This window comes from Fictibacillus sp. 5RED26 (assembly GCF_015903895.1).
In the GTDB taxonomy this organism is placed as follows: domain Bacteria; phylum Bacillota; class Bacilli; order Bacillales; family Fictibacillaceae; genus Fictibacillus; species Fictibacillus phosphorivorans.
Window position 1 is genome coordinate 50,853 of record NZ_JACZDU010000004.1, and the last position, 16,587, is coordinate 67,439.

Consider the following 16,587-nt stretch of genomic DNA (forward strand, 5'->3'; position numbering starts at 1 on the left):
TACTAAAACATATGCTATTTTTGTTTTAATAGAACAAGAAAAAGATAGGAACACAAAAAAAATCCAGGCGTGAAACTGCCTAGATTTTTATCCGATATAAGCGGCGACTTTATTTCTTCCTTGTTGTTTTGCACCTGTATACATGGCACGATCTGCGTTTCGTACTAATGTAAGTGCATCTTCTCCTTGATGAGGAGCAGTTGCAACCCCGATACTTGCAGTTATGTAGATCGTATGTCTGCATTGGTCGGTGAGGTCATTATGTATATCAAATCCTTGATCAGAAATTACAGAACGAAGCTGTTCAGCTAATTGGATACCCGCTCTATCCCCTGATTCAGGTAGCAAGATAATAAACTCCTCTCCACCATACCTGGCAACTGTTCCTCGATCACCAATAAACTCTTCTAGTCTTCTAGCTAAGAGGATCAATACTTCATTTCCACTTTGATGACCGTATGTATCATTTACTTTTTTGAAGTGATCAATATCTAATAAGATGATTGAGAACTGCTTCCTAAAATACTCATAATTTTGGTACATTTCGGTAAGAATGCTCTCAAAATATCGATAATTATATAAACCTGTTAAAGGACATTGTTCACTTTTTAACTTTGTGGATTCGTAGTTTCTTGCATTATCGATCGCTACTGCCAAGTAGTTTGCTAAGATTTCAAGGATGATGAGGTGATGCTTCTGAAAAGCGTGTTTTTCTTTAGATGCAAAGGTAATGATACCTACGATTTTTTGATTTCTGATCATAGGCACCGAGAGTACAGACTGTGCTTTTCCTTGAAAGAAAACGTTCGATATCTTACGCCATGGCTTCAATTTGCTATAACGTATACTTTTTCCTGTCGACCATACTCTACCACTAATAGCTTCATGTTTTTTGATAGGTACTGTGGTGAGTATGCCTTCTTCACTTTCATATTGGCGTATGATCTTAAGATTTTCTCCCGCATCCGCATCATATATAAACGCAAAATCAACATTCATAAAACCGATCAGTCTTTCTATAAAAACATCCAATATGTGATTTACCTTTAAATGTTCAGAAAGCTGCTGGCCGATCTCACTCGCTTTTTGAAGAGCATCGTTAATCTGTTGACTAACATGATAGAGATTAATAATGATAGATAATGAAAGAAATGGTAGGCCAACATAAAAGATTCCAGGACGCCCTAGCTGAGAGTATAGAACAAATAGCATGAGGCCAACAGGAATAGCTAGAACCTCCGAAACGAGGTCCCATACAGCATCACGCTCAAAAAAAGCAACGTCTTCTTCGTATAGTACTTTTACGATAAAGTAAAGACCAACATGATTTAAAACCAACCCCGTTAAAACATATGCGACTACAGGAATCAAATTAATAGATTCATCAACTGCAAACGGTCCCACTTCACCTCCAAAGAGATGAAATACCGAGCTCTCACAGATAATTAGCCATGTAAACATAAGGCTGTTCGCCATATATCTATAATACTCTTTTATGACATGAACCTTTAGAGAGATAAACATGGCTAAAACAGATAATAGCGTCATATATAACGCAACAGTCAGCCCATAATAAAGAAATACGGCTAGGTTGATTCCAGACATGAAGGAGATGTTCGTATTCATCACTTTGATCGGGAAACAAGAAACAACGATCGCTAAAAAGCTTATAATACCAAGGTCGATTACATTGATATCAGGCTGGTTACTCGTCATCTGAACAGCCGTCCAAATAGCGAGTGGGAAAAAGAAAATCCATGCCGCTATAAGAATCATACGTTTTTTTCTATTTACCATACGAGTCGCCACCACCTTGTCCCCCTTCCAAATAAGGAATGTTTAAAATACACAACTTTTTTACTAGGACAAATTCATTATCTTTTATTTTATCAAAAGTTCTAAAAATTACAATAAATGTTATTCCAAATTTGTAAATGTTTTTCTAATTTCTGAAATAAAGTAGAGCGATCCAGTAATTATGAGAATATCATCTTCCTCTAATTGGTCTTTTACATGTTGCAATGCCTCTCTCCAAGAAGAGATGCTATATGAATTTTCCAGAGGGCTTTCTGCCAACAATTGTTCCGCAGATGCTGCTCTTGGAAAATCAAAGGATGTAAAACACGCTTCGTACACGACACTTACCAAGTCTTGCATCATCGTTGCATACGCCTTATCTTCCAAAGCCGCAAACAAAAGAAAGATTCGCTTAGATCCATAATGATTGATCAGTGTTTGTTTAAGTGCTGCAACACCTTGTTGGTTATGAGCCCCATCAATTATTATATCGGGTGAATGTGATACTTTTTCAAATCTTCCAGCCCAAATTGCTTCGCGAAGTCCATCCATTAACGTAGAGAGCGAAATATTAAACTTGCCAGACCTTGTTAAATGCTTAACAGCTGCCACTGCTAATCCAGCATTTTTAATTTGGTGCGTTCCCATCATAGAAATCTCAAGTTCTATACCTCTATGAACTTCAGAATCTGTATAGAGAAATCTTTCACCACTATTTGTACTTTCTACGTGTACAACAGAAAAATCACGATCAAGATAATAGTTCTCTGCATTCATTTCCTTCGCTTTACGATCGATCACTTCACGTGCTTCAGATTGATCTGCTGTTGTAATGATAGGTACACCACGCTTGATGATCCCAGCCTTTTGAAAGGCAATCTCTTTTAGCGTTTCACCGAGTATGCCCATATGATCAAAGCCTATGTTTGTAATGAGGCTTAAGATCGGTGTTATTACGTTAGTAGAATCGTAAAGACCCCCAAGCCCTGTTTCATATACAACAATATCAGGCTGTTTATCAGCGAAGTAAAGAAGTGAGATTACGGTGATCACTTCAAACTCGGTAGGACTTCCTAGATTGGTTAAAGAAACTTCTTCAACAAGAGGCTTTACGATTCTTGCATAATGAAGCAGTTCTTCGTCTGCAATAGGTACCCTGTTCAATGATACCCTCTCATTGAAAGAAATGAGATAAGGAGATGTGAACGTACCTACAGAATAACCCGCTTTATTCATGATGCTTCTTATATATTCTACAGTTGACCCCTTACCATTCGTGCCTGCAATATGTATACACGTTATCTTCTTTTCGGGGTTGCCTGTTCGTTCTAAGAGCCATTCCACTCGTTTCATACCGGGTTTTATACCAAATTTCAATAAGCTATGAATCCACTCTAGTGCTTCCTTGTAAGAATTCAAGTTAATTCCGCCTTTCTAACCATAAAGAAGGCGAATCCCTGCTGAAATAAGGATTCGCCTCATATAGATGATGTGTTAGCTTTGAAGTTCTTTAATACGCGCTAATACGTTATCATATTTCTCTTGATAATCCGCTTCTTTTGCACGCTCTTCTTCTATAACCTTTTCAGGTGCTTTCTTCATAAAGCCTTCATTGCTTAATTTTTTCTGTACGCGCTCTACTTCTTTCGCGTATTTCTCAGCTTCTTTTTCAAGTCTCTTAATTTCTTCATCGATATTTAACAACCCTTCAAGTGGAAGGTACATTTCTAAACCTGTTAAAATCGTGCTCATGCTCTTCTCAGGTGCTGAGATCTCATCTGAGATGATAAGTTCGCCTGGGTTACAGAAACGCACTAAATAATGACGATTTGATTCGAGTGCTGAAAGGATCTCTTTATTCTTTGGTTTAATCTGTAGTTCAACTGGCTTACTCGGAGCAACGTTCATTTCAGAACGGATGTTACGAACTGAACGGATCACTTCTGTAATCAGCGCAAATTCTTTTGCTGCTTCAGGGAAATGAAGATCTTCACGCTTTTCTGGCCAAGAAGCAATAGTGATCGATTCACCTTTATGAGGCAAGTGCTGCCAGATTTCTTCTGTAATAAATGGCATGAAAGGATGAAGCAATCTTAGCGTTTGGTCTAACACATGTGCTAGAACAGAACGAGTCGTTTTCTTCGCTTCTTCATCTTCCCCATAGAGTGGAAGTTTTGCCATTTCGATATACCAGTCACAAAGATCATCCCAGATAAAGTTATAAAGCAGGCGTCCCACTTCTCCAAATTCGTATGCATCGATCAAACGTGTGATATCTTCTGCCGTTTCATTCAATCGCGTTAAAATCCATTGATCAGCTAGTGATTTCTTTCCACTTAGATCAATCTCGTCGTATTGCATACCATCCATATTCATCAATGCAAAACGAGATGCGTTCCAGATCTTGTTAGCAAAGTTCCAAGTAGACTCTACTTTTTCCCAATAAAAACGAAGGTCGTTTCCTGGTGAACTTCCTGTTGATAAGAAGAAACGCAAAGCATCAGCGCCATACTTCTCGATCACATCCATCGGGTCAACACCGTTACCGAGTGATTTACTCATCTTTCTTCCTTCGGAGTCACGTACGAGCCCGTGAATCAGCACATCGTTAAACGGCTTTTGTTCCGTAAATTCAATCGATTGGAAGACCATTCTTGAAACCCAGAACGTAATGATATCGTAACCTGTTACGAGTACATTTCCTGGGAAGTAACGCTTGTAATCAGCAGCTTCTTCGTCTGGCCATCCCATCGTTGAGAACGGCCAAAGAGCAGATGAGAACCATGTGTCAAGAACATCTGTATCCTGCTCCCAGTTTTCCGGATCTTTCGGTTCTGTCTTACCTACATAAATTTCCCCTGTTTCTTTATGGAACCATGCAGGGATTCGATGACCCCACCAAAGTTGGCGGGAGATACACCAGTCACGAATGTTTTCTATCCAACGCATATACGTATTCTCGAAGCGATCAGGAACAAAGTTTATTTTATCTTCACCTTTTTGAAGCTTGATCGCTTCGTCTGCTAAAGGCTGCATCTTAACAAACCATTGTGTTGAAAGATATGGTTCAACAACCGCTCCACTTCGCTCAGAGTGTCCAACAGAATGAATATGCTCTTCAATCTTGAACAATACACCTTGCTCTTGAAGATCTTTAACGATCTGCTTTCGACACTCAAATCGGTCGAGTCCTTGGTAAGCACCAGCATTGTCATTCATCTGACCGCCTTCATCCATTACAAGGATACGCTCAAGGTTGTGTCTGTTCCCGATCTCAAAGTCATTTGGATCATGAGCAGGTGTGATTTTTACAGCTCCTGAACCAAATTCCATATCAACATAATCATCTCCAACAATCTCGATCTCACGTCCAACGATTGGGAGGATAGCTTTTTTGCCGATTAGGTGTTGATAACGTTCATCTTTCGGATGAACAGCGATTGCTGTATCACCAAGCATCGTCTCAGGGCGAGTAGTTGCTACTTCGATGTGTCCAGATCCATCAGCTAGTGGATACTTCATATGATAGAACGCACCTTGAACATCTTGGTGGATAACTTCAATATCAGAAAGAGCTGTTTTCGTCTTTGGATCCCAGTTAATGATATATTCACCACGGTAGATCAAGCCTTTTTCATAAAGGGTAACAAAAACTTCTTTAACTGCATCAGACAAACCCTCATCTAATGTAAAGCGTTCACGGGAATAATCTAGGCCGAGCCCTAATTTTGCCCATTGATTACGAATAAACTCTGCATACTCTTCTTTCCATTCCCACGACTTCTCTAAAAACTTTTCACGGCCTAAATCGTATCGAGAAATCCCCTCTTCACGAAGCTTTCCTTCTACTTTTGCTTGGGTTGCAATACCAGCATGATCCATCCCAGGCAGCCATAGAACATCGTATCCTTGCATACGTTTTGTACGTGTTAAGATGTCTTGAAGCGTTGTGTCCCATGCATGCCCGAGGTGTAGTTTCCCTGTAACGTTAGGAGGTGGGATTACGATCGTATACGGCTGTTTACCCTCTTCGCTCTTTGCTTCAAAAAATTTACCTTTCAACCAAAAATCATAACGATTTTCTTCAGTTGCCTTCGGATCATATTTCGTTGGCATCGTCAGTTCTTTCTGTTCGTTCGTCATTCTATTCTCCTCCTTTATTTCTAAAAAAACAAAAAAGCCCTTTCGTCAAAAAGGACGAAAGGACTCCGCGGTACCACCTTTATTTACGGCAAGTCTAAATAAACTTGCTGTACACTCATGAATAACGGATGGACCGTCTTCTCCTACTTCGAGTTTCAGAGAAGATGCTCAAGGGCGACTTCCAACTAACATTCCTTAAGGATTCTTTCAGCAGATGAATCCTCTCTCTAAAAGGTGTTATGTTGTACTATTCCCTGTCTACGCGACAATATAGAATCTGAGTATATTTTATACAACTTATCTGTTTTTAGTCAATAGTATTACCGTAACTTATAAAAGTTATTCTATGCCTTTGATCGCCCTTTGGTGAAAGCCTGTCTTTCACATTAATTATATTGTTGCATAAATTATAAAAAATGGGCGAATGGAGGGCTTCTTTTGTCTAGAAAGTATTTTCGAAAAACACGTTTTCCTGGGTGGTTTGTCACACTCAAACAAACAATCGGACAATTGACTGCGCCACTTATTGTCTTTCAGCTTTTAAGGACGATACTATTTCCATCTGCTGTTGATTTTATCATCCTTTTAACCTTAGTGATCCTCCATGTGTGTTTCGCTTATGATGTACTTTAAAAAAACAAAAAAAGATCACATATAGTCGTTATATGTGATCTCCTTCATCATTTATGTGAATTTTTGTTGGAATAGAATCTGTTTGCTCTAAAGGTGCAGGTGGGGGAGCCATCATAATCGCATCACAGAAATCCCGGATTTTTTTCATGGCTCTTATTCTGCTCTCAAGCCTATGCACCATTTCAATTTGAGAATAATCGTTCCGTTTCATGCAATAAAGATCCACTGCATTAAAAACAGGTTCAGGATAAGATAAATAACTAATTAATAATCCTCTTTCTTCGTTTAGCAAAGGTACGTGTTTTTCATAAAGGTCTAATAATGATTTTCCTTCTTCTGCAGACCATTCCTTTTGATGAGCTGCTCTTCTAAAATAAACGGCTAAGTCTCTGATTGGTGTATCCAGAACGGCCTTTTCAAAATTGAGTAGATGGCCTTCACCTGTTGGGTTAAAGATCAAGTGATTCCTTGAAACCTTACCGTGACAAAGTACGCTCCGGTAGCGTTTTTCTCTTTGACACGTTTCATACCATTCTTTCAATCTTCTTTTCGCTTCTTCTGTCATTCTCATGATCTGATGAAAGTGACTAAGGTATGTTAGTTCAAAGGGAGACATATACGTTTTCTGTTCTGCTTCTTCCGTAAATCTCTCCATTTCATATTGCCGATTTTCCCATCTGTTCATGAGATACTGATACGAATGTTCTACCACTTCATTTGAAAAGTCTTGCTCCTTCAGTGTTAACGCATGAATCTTTCCTAAGTGATCGATAAGAACTTCATCTTTCGCTCTCTCATTTCTTTCATCAGACGCAAACCATGGCATTAAATAATACGTTCTTGATCCTAATTGAACCGTATAATCACCAAACTTTGTAGGATACAGAGGAACGACCTGATGAAAACCTATCTCAGAAAGACGTTGGATCACATGCGTAAACCAGCTTCTTTCATCCTCTGACATCTCTGCTTCTTTCAGTGCAAATGTACCCCTTTTCGTTATGACCTTCTTAACTCTCCCATGCTGCTCTAACTTCTCGGGAAATAGATCATAATGAAAAAGGACGGGCCCGTAATTTAATGTATCTTTTTCCGTTGTCATAGGGCCACCTTCCTTCTTTTTTCATCAAACCATTCGGTTACTGTTTTGACCAATGTTCGATTTTTTTCCCAGCAATCTTCATATCTTTTCAAGCCATCTATCATTCTTTCTAAGGAGCTGTTATCTAATTGATCTAAGCAATCATACAGTTCCCAAGGCATAACGACCTCAGCTAAAAGTAACAACCCATGCTCTTGTTCCAAAGAAAAATGCTTATTCACCTCCGTTAACAGCCGTTTTAAAGAAGAAGGTGAGGTTTGTTCCAGCCACTCTACCATAAACTTACGAAGTGGCAGATACCCCTTTACTGGTAAAGATTCACCACCCTGATAAAATAAGAAGTGAAAGATTTTCTTCCCATTTTTTACGCTTAGCTCTTTATCAAGAACAGGTAATGCATGATTTCTCATTCTATTTTTTATAGCACGAGAAAATTCCAATCTTTGCTTACTCTCTTTTATACTCGTAACCATACATTGAAAGTTAGCTTCTAAATACTTTTGAGCAAGCGTCATACAATGATTCAAATCAAAGACAGGAGGTTCGATTTGTTTCATGAACACCTCTTGATTTTTCACAGACACTGCCGCATTTAGTAATGTGCCGATGAACTGCCCCCAACGTTCAAAATCTTCACATCCATACAATGTTTCTGTATGATCATGAACAGTGAGCCACCTGTTTCCATATTTTATGGCAGGTTCACCCGATTTAGTACGAATCATACGATCTGGCACAGCGCCTGAGCCCTTAGAGGACTCATCGCGCCAACTTATGTGCCATCTCATACTCTCGCTCTCACTCCAATAACGGATACGCTTCTCTCCATAATCAGTCAGGATGATATGAGGTTTCTCTTTCCATCGCATCCCATAAAGTTCATATTCCTTTTCTAAGGCGTTGATCAGCTCCATAATAGCACCTCGACCTAACGTGAACTTACTGGGATATATATGATCTGTCCTTCGGTTACTTCCCCTTGCTGCAGTTGGTTCATACGCATGAGAGTGTTCAATGAAATATCATATCTCTCACAAATGTGTTCTAGTGAATCTCCACGCTGAAGAATGTACATTTTCATTTTAGAAAAACGGTCTTCTTTAGCAGAAAGCATCTTCGTTAAATAAAGAGCGTTCTCGTCTCTAGGCTCTTCACGTTCTTTATGCATTTCCATAGACTCTGCTTCTGACTCATATTCATCGTAACTCGTATCGTAGGATTCATAAGCTGCTTCCTGTTCTTCTGCTCCGTTGTAACTTGCATTCTCGTATTCTTGTTCAGCTTCATAAGATTGTTCACCATACTCGTATGAAGGACGCTGTGAAGCATTCTGCTGATATTGATAATTTCCGTATTGATTGGATTGCTGTTGATAAGCATCATACTGTTGATACGTTTCTTGCTGCTGGTAAGCATCATGTTGTTGATTTGTTTCTTCTTGCTGGTAAGCATCTTCCTGCTGCTGATACCCACCTTGATTTTGGTACGAAGCTTGTTGCTGATATTCTTCCTGCTGCTGATATGGGTTGTATGAATAAGGTCTATTCGCATCTTGTTGGTAAGATTGCTCATATTGAGGATGGTTTGTTTGGGTGCTAGCTTCATCTTCTTGATATGAAGCATCATAGCTCTCATAGTCACCTTCTACGTGATCATAGGCATCTGAGTTATTATTTTCTTCCATCTCCTCTACCTCTCCATAAAGCTGTGAATTCTCTTCATCAGAATCCGCCAGTTCATCCATAGATGCAGCATCATTGTTTCTTGTATCGTTCATCGAGAACGCAATAGCTTTTAACGAATCGAATGTAGCTTCCATCGTCCGATCATCTTGTGCTTCAAAATGCGGTTTAAATTCAAACGGTGTTGTCTTTTCAGCACGAACGTCAGCTTCGTTCTCATCAAACCTAGCTGCAAATTCATTAAGGTGTGAAGATTGTGAAGGTACTCCGCCACTTTGACGTGCTTCAAACTGAAAAGGAGTAAAAATATCTTGTTTTTCTTCTTTTTGTACAGACCTTTCTTCTGCGGCACTCGTTCTAACCGCTTCTTTCGGAAGATCGTATGATTGACTTTCCTGACGCTGTTTCTCATCTTTAATCCCGTAAATACAGATCGATGCCGAAAGTTCAAAGCATGTAGAGTTCGGAAGTTCATATTCAAACGATTCGACTTCCACTTTTACCTCATTAGAATCCTCTACACGATAAGATGGGATGGTAATATCGACTGGAAAACGATGCACAAGATCTGTCATCCCATCTTCTGCAACGTTCAGTTGTGTAAGAGAGCGGTAAGACATACTCTCAGAGAGCGTATTATGATCTGATACTCCCTCAGTCTGTTCTTGTTTCTCTGACCGGTATCTGCCATTTAAAATTAGGGCTCCCTTGATATAAACCTGTCCGGCTTCCTCTGTAATACGAATCTCAGGATCTAGTGACATCGACAAAACTTCAGCTACTTCCTGTCCCTTCTTTAGCCAAACAGACTCCTCAATGGAGAAACGCAGCTTCGATTGACTCATGCCCTTCTCCTCCTTTCAGGTTGCATATAGTTATACAATATAGGTGTATGAGGGAACAGGACGAAATATGATTTTTATTAGGTAACAGCTTTCTTAAAAAACAAAAATAGCGTCCGCTGAAGTTAGCGGACGCTACAAAAAATGACTATTTTAATTGTGAAAAAGCCTTTCTGAACGCTGCAACTGTTTTATCAATATCTTCTTCTGTATGAGCAGTAGATAAGAATAATCCTTCAAATTGTGAAGGAGGCAGCGAGATACCTTCTTGTAGCATCGTTTTGAAGCAAGCGTTAAAGTGATCCAAATTGGATTGCTTAGCAGTGTCGTAGTTAATCACATCTTGATTCGTGAAGAAAAAGCCGATCATGCTGCCTGCACGGTTGATCGTATGTGCCACACCATAATGTTCAGCGGCTTCAGAAATTCCGGAAGCTAGTCGATCTCCTAGTTTTTGGAAATATGTGTAACTTTCTTTCGTAAGTTGAGAAAGGGTAGCATACCCGGCAGCCATCGCAAGAGGATTTCCTGATAACGTTCCTGCTTGATAGATCGGCCCGCTCGGCGCGATTTGTTCCATGATCTCTCGTTTTCCACCATAGGCTCCAACAGGTAGACCCCCACCAATTACTTTACCTAGACATGTTAGGTCTGGTGTTACTCCAAAATAACCTTGTGCACATTCATAATCCACTCGGAAGCCTGTCATTACTTCGTCAAAGATTAATAAAGAGCCGTGTTGTTCAGTTATTTTACGAATGCCTTCTAAAAATCCTTTTTGTGGAGGGACTACACCCATGTTACCTGCGACTGGTTCTACAATCACACAAGCAATATCTTCTCCAAATTGATTAAATGCAACTTGCAAACTCTCAAGGTCATTGTATGGAACAGTGATCGTGTTCTGTGCGATACCTTCTGGAACTCCAGGAGAATCTGGCAGTCCAAGTGTTGCTACACCAGAGCCTGCTTTGATCAATAAGGAGTCACCGTGTCCGTGGTAGCAGCCTTCAAATTTAACGATCTTACTTCGTCCTGTGTATCCTCGCGCTAAACGAAGTGCACTCATCGTAGCTTCTGTACCTGAGTTAACCATACGTACAACTTCGATCGATGGAACACGATCGATTACAAGCTTTGCAAGCTTCGTTTCCATTTCATTCGGAGCACCAAAACTTGTTCCGAGCTCAGCAGTTTGCTTAAGTGCCTCCACTACTTGATCGTCAGCATGTCCAAGAATTAAGGGTCCCCATGACAATACATAATCGATATATTCGTTACCATCGATATCATAAATCTTTGACCCTTTTCCACGTTCCATAAATACAGGATCCATTTTTACAGATTTAAATGCACGTACAGGACTGTTAACGCCTCCAGGCATAACTTTTTTCGCTTCTTGAAAGGCAGCTATCGATTTTTCAAAGCTTCTCATACCAACACCTCTTTCCTTATTTTTCATTCAGCCATCTTGCAGCATCTTTGGCAAAATACGTAATAATTAAGTCTGCTCCTGCTCGTTTCATAGAGATCAGTTTCTCAAGTACGATGCTTTTCTCATCTACCCATCCGTTCATAGCAGCTGCTTTAATCATGGAATATTCTCCACTCACGTTGTAAGCCACTAGTGGAAGAGGGTACCTGTCTTTTAACTCTCTTAGAATATCTAGGTAAGAAAGAGCTGGTTTTACCATTAAGAAGTCAGCGCCTTCAGCGACATCTGATTCTGCCTCTCTGAGAGCTTCAAGTCGGTTCGCCGGATCCATCTGATACGTTTTTCTATCACCGAATTGTGGTGTGCTATGAGCTGCATCACGGAACGGACCATAAAAGGATGATGCATATTTAACTGCGTAAGACATGATCGGTACATCATAGAAACCTGCTTCATCAAGCCCTTGTCTGATCGCAGCAACAAAACCATCCATCATGTTTGAAGGTGCGATGATATCTGCTCCGGCTTTCGCCTGTGAGACAGCTGTTTTTGCAAGAAGCGTCAAGGTTTCATCATTCAATACTTCACCATTCTCAATCACACCGCAGTGTCCATGATCTGTAAATTGGCATAAACATGTGTCTGCTATCACAGTAAGTGATGGGGCAACTTCTTTAATTTGTGAGATTGCTTTCTGTACAATTCCATTATGATCATAAGCTGAGCTTCCGCATTCGTCTTTTTCAGCAGGTACTCCAAAAACGATAATAGACTGAATACCAAGACTTTCAATTTCTTTTACCTCTTCTTGAAGAAGGTCCAATGATAGATGATACACACCTGGCATGGAAGGGACTTCTTTTTTGACGTTCTCTCCTTCAACAAAGAACAATGGATAGATAAAGTCAGAGACATGAAGATGCGTTTCACGCACTAGTGAACGCATGGATGCTGATTTTCTTAAACGGCGATGACGCTGAAAATTCATATTAACTTCCTCCTTGAAAATAAGAGATGGCACAGTTCACCATATCTTCTGCGGTAAATTGTTTGGGCATTAATACTTGATGAAACCCGCATTTTTCTGCAGCACTTTTCGTTGTCGGCCCAACACAGATCACAGGCTTCTTATAGACTTCCTCTGTGTTTAACCCTTTACTTAAGAAGGTTACGGCAGAAGGGCTCATAAAAAACAGGCAATCAGCTTGATACACGAGCGACCAATCTAAATGGTCTTCTGATTCAGTTTTGTAAACAACTAATTCTTCAACAAATGCTGTTTCTTTCAACTCTTCTTTAATAAAAGATGGAGCTAGATTTCCTTTTGGAAATAGAACTCTTTCATGAGCTAAGACGTGGTTTTTTAACGTCTTCACTAAGCTTTCTGCATGATAATGTTCAGGCACAAGAATAGTCGTGATTCCTCTGTCTCTTAATGATTCAGCTGTTTTTTCACCAACTGCTGCAAACTTAACACTATTTAGTGAAACGTTATAATCATGAATCAATTGAAAAAAGTAGTCTACTCCATTTTTGCTCGTAAAAACAATCCATTGAAAAGACGACAGATTTTTCAACGTAGACTGTGAATCATCGTTTCTTACACCATTAATAGATACAATAGGAAAAGAAAGAGGGACGCCAGCGTTCTCTTGAATAAGTGAGATTAATGGCTCTGCCTGCTCTTTCGGCCGTGTAACAAGTATTCGCTTACCTGCTAATGGTCCTATAGAAGTATTCATTACGTATTTAAATCCTTTTTCACTGCATCTAATATTGTTTTCGCACCTAATACCTTTAATTCTTCGGCTAACTCTACACCCACACGGTGCGGGTCCTTGCCTGATTTCATTTCTTTTAACACCGTTTTTCCTTCAGGATCTGCAACAAGACCCGTTAAAGAAACTTCTTGATTCTCATCCATCGTAGCAAATGCCGCGATTGGAACTTGGCAGCCGCCTTCTAACGTGTTCAGGAAAGAGCGTTCTGCTAAAACTGTGTCAAACGTATAAGCATCGTTCAGTGTAGCTAATAATTCTTTTACTTCAAGATCTTCACTTCTGCACTCAATAGCTAATGAGCCTTGTCCTACAGCAGGGAGACACAGGTCAATGTCCAAGTATTCGGTTACAACATCTGTAGACCAACCCATTCTTTCAAGTCCTGCAGCTGCTAGGATGATCGCATCGAACTCACCGGACTTTAATTTGTTAAGACGAGTATCGATATTACCTCGAATAGATTTAATCGTTAGATCTGGACGTCTGTTTAAAACCTGTGCAGCTCTTCTTAGTGAGCTTGTCCCAACTATTGCACCTGCAGGGAGCTCTCTTAACGACGAATACTTTTCAGATATTAGAGCATCTCTCGGATCAACACGTTTAGGAGTACATCCGATCTCGAGCCCCTCAGGAAGTTCAGAAGGCATATCTTTCATGCTGTGAACGGCAATATCAATCTCTTTATCTAACATCGCTTGTTCGATTTCTTTGACGAATAAACCTTTTCCGCCTACTTTTGAGAGCGTAACATCAAGAATGATATCCCCTTTTGTTACGATCTCTTTTACTTCAAATTCAAAAGGCATTCCTGATTTTTTTAATTGATCAATCACCCAATTTGTTTGTGTGATCGCTAATTTACTTCTTCTTGAACCTACTATAATTTTTCTCATGATATGAATCTCCTATTCTTTACTTATACCAAAGGTGAAATTCAGTGAAAGTCGACGCTAAAAAGTAGTTGATCAAAACGACTAGGAAGGCAGCAGCGTTCCAAAGCGCTAACGTTTTACCTTGCACACCTCTTCCAACCTTTTGATAGAGGTAAGTACTGTAAACCAAAAGGACAATAAATGACGAGATGACTTTGGCATCAAGAAGTGTAAAGTCACTTATTTTCCAGAATGCCCATACGACTCCCAATATTAGACTAAGCAAGAGCAGCGGAACTCCGATCGTATTCAATCGAAAAGAAAGTTTCTCTAAGTATGATAGACTCCCAAAACGCTGCAGCCTTTTGCTCCATTTCTTTCGCTTCAACATGCCATGCTGTAGCAGGTACATGAACGAGAATATGAAGGAGAGTGAGAATGCTCCATAAGAGATAAAAGCCATCGTTATATGAATGATTAATAATTCTGAGATCAGCTGCTTCTCAATCACTGCACTAGCCTGTCCTGTTGGGGCAAACAAGTGGATCGAGACGAGCAAGAAACCAAGAATGTTCGTAAAAAACACGAGAAAATCAACACGGAAAAACCTGCTCATGACAACTGAGAACGTCACGAGGATCCATGCATAAAAAAACAGGCCTTCCGAGGGTGTTAATATTGGAAACCGTTGATCTTTCAGCATCCTTAACACAAAAAAGACCGTTTGAAGTACCCAGACAATAGAAAGCAACCAGAAAGCAAATCGGTTCGCTTTCCGGTTGTTTTGAAGAAAATCTATAAAATAGCCTATGATGCTAAGTGCATATAGAACGATAGTAAGATCATATATCCAATTCATTTTTGCTCACACTCCATGAGCTCGAGGGAAACGAGAGCTTAAGTTCTTACTACAGCCGAAGGAACCACTTCATCTGTTAGTGAAGACTTCTCTTCGACGTTTGCAGCAAATGCTGTTTCCAACTGCTTCTGTTTATCCAAATAATCTTCGAGTCCGAAAATTTCGGTAAATAATTGCAACTGTTCTTCAGCTCCTGGTTCACCAGCCATCTCTTTGGCTCTAGTCACAGGATCACGAAGCAATTGATTCACGATACTCTTCGTATGTTTGCTTAAAATTTTTCTTTCCCGATCTGTAAGATCCGGCAGCTTGCGCTCGATGCTTTGCATGGTTTCAGCTTGAATGTTTAATGCCTTTTCTCGTAGTGCAGAAATTAACGGTACTACACCCAGCATTGAAATCCAAGATTGGAAAGCTACAATTTCAGCTTCGATCATAATCTCAATCTTTTCCGCTTCTTTCATTCGTTCAGCCAGATTAGACTCTACGATCCCTTCTAAGTCATCGATATCATACAGAAAAACACTGTCTAAATCATGAAGCTCAGGATCTAGGTCACGAGGTACTGCAATATCTACCATGAACAATGGAAGACCTTTGCGTTTCTTAACTGCTGGTGCAGCCATTTTCTTTGTAATGACAAATTCACTAGCACCCGTGGAAGAAATCACGATATCTGCCTTAATGAGCAAACTTTCAAGATCTTCAAAAGGATGTGCTGTACCATGAAACTTTTTAGCTACCTCTTGTGCCTTTTCAAAAGTTCGGTTAATAACAAGTACTTCATTTCCTCCACTCGCATGCAGATGTTTCGCTGTAAGCTCACCCATCTTACCCGCACCAACGATCAAGATAGTTTTGTTTTGCAAACCACCAAAGATTTTTTTAGCGAGTTCGACAGCTGCATAGCTAACAGATACCGCATTTTCACCGATATCCGTCTCTGAATGACATCTCTTCGCAAATGTGATCGCTTGTTTCATAAGTTTATTAAATATGGTCCCTGTTGCATCAAGTTTTTGCGATTCTAAGAACCCATCCCTTACTTGACCAAGGATTTGTGTTTCACCGATCACCATAGAATCCAAGCCAGCAGCTACACGAAAAAGATGCTCGACAGCTGCTTCTCCGTCTCTGATGCTCAAGAATGGTGAAAGTTCTTCTTTATCAATTGAAAACCAGTCCGCCAAAAAAGATTTGATGTAGTATCTTCCGGTATGAAGCTGATCGGCAACAGCATAGATCTCAGTACGGTTGCACGTTGAAACGATTACACATTCAAGTATACTTTTTTGTTTTCGGAGTGTAGAGATCGCATCCGTTAATTCAGCGGGCTGAAAAGAAACTTTTTCCCGAATTTCTACGGGTGCCGTTTTGTAATTAAGTCCAACCACTAAAATATGCATGCGCTCACCTCCCTTAATTATGTATGTTCTTTACT

The 16,587-nt window shown here is 39.9% G+C and carries 13 protein-coding genes and 1 other annotated feature; of the genes, 1 reads left to right on the forward strand and 12 read right to left on the reverse strand.

What is annotated here, in order from left to right; all coding sequences use genetic code 11:
• Positions 1-87: 87 nt before the first annotated feature.
• The 3 genes from IHV10_RS22825 to IHV10_RS15180 all read right to left on the reverse strand — a co-directional run bounded on the left by IHV10_RS22825 (position 88) and on the right by IHV10_RS15180 (position 5,940).
• On the reverse strand, positions 88-1,809 hold the full coding sequence (locus IHV10_RS22825; protein ID WP_197131323.1) for a GGDEF domain-containing protein: 1,722 nt from the start codon (positions 1,807-1,809) through the stop codon (positions 88-90).
• A gap of 108 nt (positions 1,810-1,917) precedes the next feature.
• Complete coding sequence (locus IHV10_RS15175; protein ID WP_231619583.1) at positions 1,918-3,216, reverse strand: bifunctional folylpolyglutamate synthase/dihydrofolate synthase; 1,299 nt, start codon at positions 3,214-3,216, stop codon at positions 1,918-1,920.
• 75 nt (positions 3,217-3,291) lie between these two features.
• Complete coding sequence (locus IHV10_RS15180) at positions 3,292-5,940, reverse strand: valine--tRNA ligase (RefSeq protein ID WP_197131333.1); 2,649 nt, start codon at positions 5,938-5,940, stop codon at positions 3,292-3,294.
• A gap of 47 nt (positions 5,941-5,987) precedes the next feature.
• Positions 5,988-6,210, reverse strand: a binding site (T-box leader).
• A gap of 168 nt (positions 6,211-6,378) precedes the next feature.
• Between IHV10_RS15180 and IHV10_RS15185 the strand changes: the two genes are divergently transcribed.
• A complete protein-coding gene (locus IHV10_RS15185) occupies positions 6,379-6,573 on the forward strand; it encodes a hypothetical protein (protein WP_066396554.1) in 195 nt (64 codons plus the stop codon).
• Between the two features lie 28 nt (positions 6,574-6,601).
• Here the strand turns inward: IHV10_RS15185 and ysxE are convergent, their stop codons facing one another.
• From ysxE to hemA, 9 genes are all read right to left on the reverse strand, one after another.
• The gene (ysxE, locus tag IHV10_RS15190) at positions 6,602-7,675 is read right to left on the reverse strand and encodes a spore coat protein YsxE (protein WP_197131335.1); all 1,074 of its coding nucleotides are present in this window, start codon (positions 7,673-7,675) and stop codon (positions 6,602-6,604) included.
• Positions 7,672-8,589 (reverse strand): hypothetical protein, encoded by a 918-nt coding sequence (locus tag IHV10_RS15195; protein WP_197131337.1) that lies wholly within the window; start codon positions 8,587-8,589, stop codon positions 7,672-7,674. The genes ysxE and IHV10_RS15195 overlap by 4 nt, the downstream gene beginning before the upstream one ends.
• Positions 8,590-8,603: 14 nt before the next feature.
• Positions 8,604-10,202, reverse strand: coding sequence for a LysM peptidoglycan-binding domain-containing protein (locus IHV10_RS15200; RefSeq protein WP_197131352.1), 1,599 nt, complete (start codon positions 10,200-10,202; stop codon positions 8,604-8,606).
• Between the two features lie 145 nt (positions 10,203-10,347).
• Entirely contained in the window at positions 10,348-11,634 is a 1,287-nt protein-coding gene (gene hemL / locus IHV10_RS15205) for a glutamate-1-semialdehyde 2,1-aminomutase (protein WP_197131354.1), read from the reverse strand.
• Positions 11,635-11,650: 16 nt separating this feature from the next.
• The gene (hemB, locus tag IHV10_RS15210; RefSeq protein ID WP_197131356.1) at positions 11,651-12,622 is read right to left on the reverse strand and encodes a porphobilinogen synthase; all 972 of its coding nucleotides are present in this window, start codon (positions 12,620-12,622) and stop codon (positions 11,651-11,653) included.
• A 1-nt stretch (position 12,623) separates the two neighbouring features.
• Complete coding sequence (locus IHV10_RS15215) at positions 12,624-13,376, reverse strand: uroporphyrinogen-III synthase (protein ID WP_197131358.1); 753 nt, start codon at positions 13,374-13,376, stop codon at positions 12,624-12,626.
• On the reverse strand, positions 13,376-14,308 hold the full coding sequence (hemC, locus tag IHV10_RS15220; RefSeq protein WP_197131360.1) for a hydroxymethylbilane synthase: 933 nt from the start codon (positions 14,306-14,308) through the stop codon (positions 13,376-13,378). Before hemC ends, IHV10_RS15215 begins: the two co-directional genes overlap by 1 nt.
• Positions 14,309-14,327: 19 nt before the next feature.
• The gene (locus IHV10_RS15225) at positions 14,328-15,146 is read right to left on the reverse strand and encodes a cytochrome C assembly family protein (RefSeq protein WP_197131374.1); all 819 of its coding nucleotides are present in this window, start codon (positions 15,144-15,146) and stop codon (positions 14,328-14,330) included.
• Between the two features lie 38 nt (positions 15,147-15,184).
• Positions 15,185-16,552, reverse strand: a complete 1,368-nt coding sequence (gene hemA / locus IHV10_RS15230) for a glutamyl-tRNA reductase (protein ID WP_197131377.1) — start codon at positions 16,550-16,552, stop codon at positions 15,185-15,187.
• Positions 16,553-16,587: the final 35 nt, after the last annotated feature.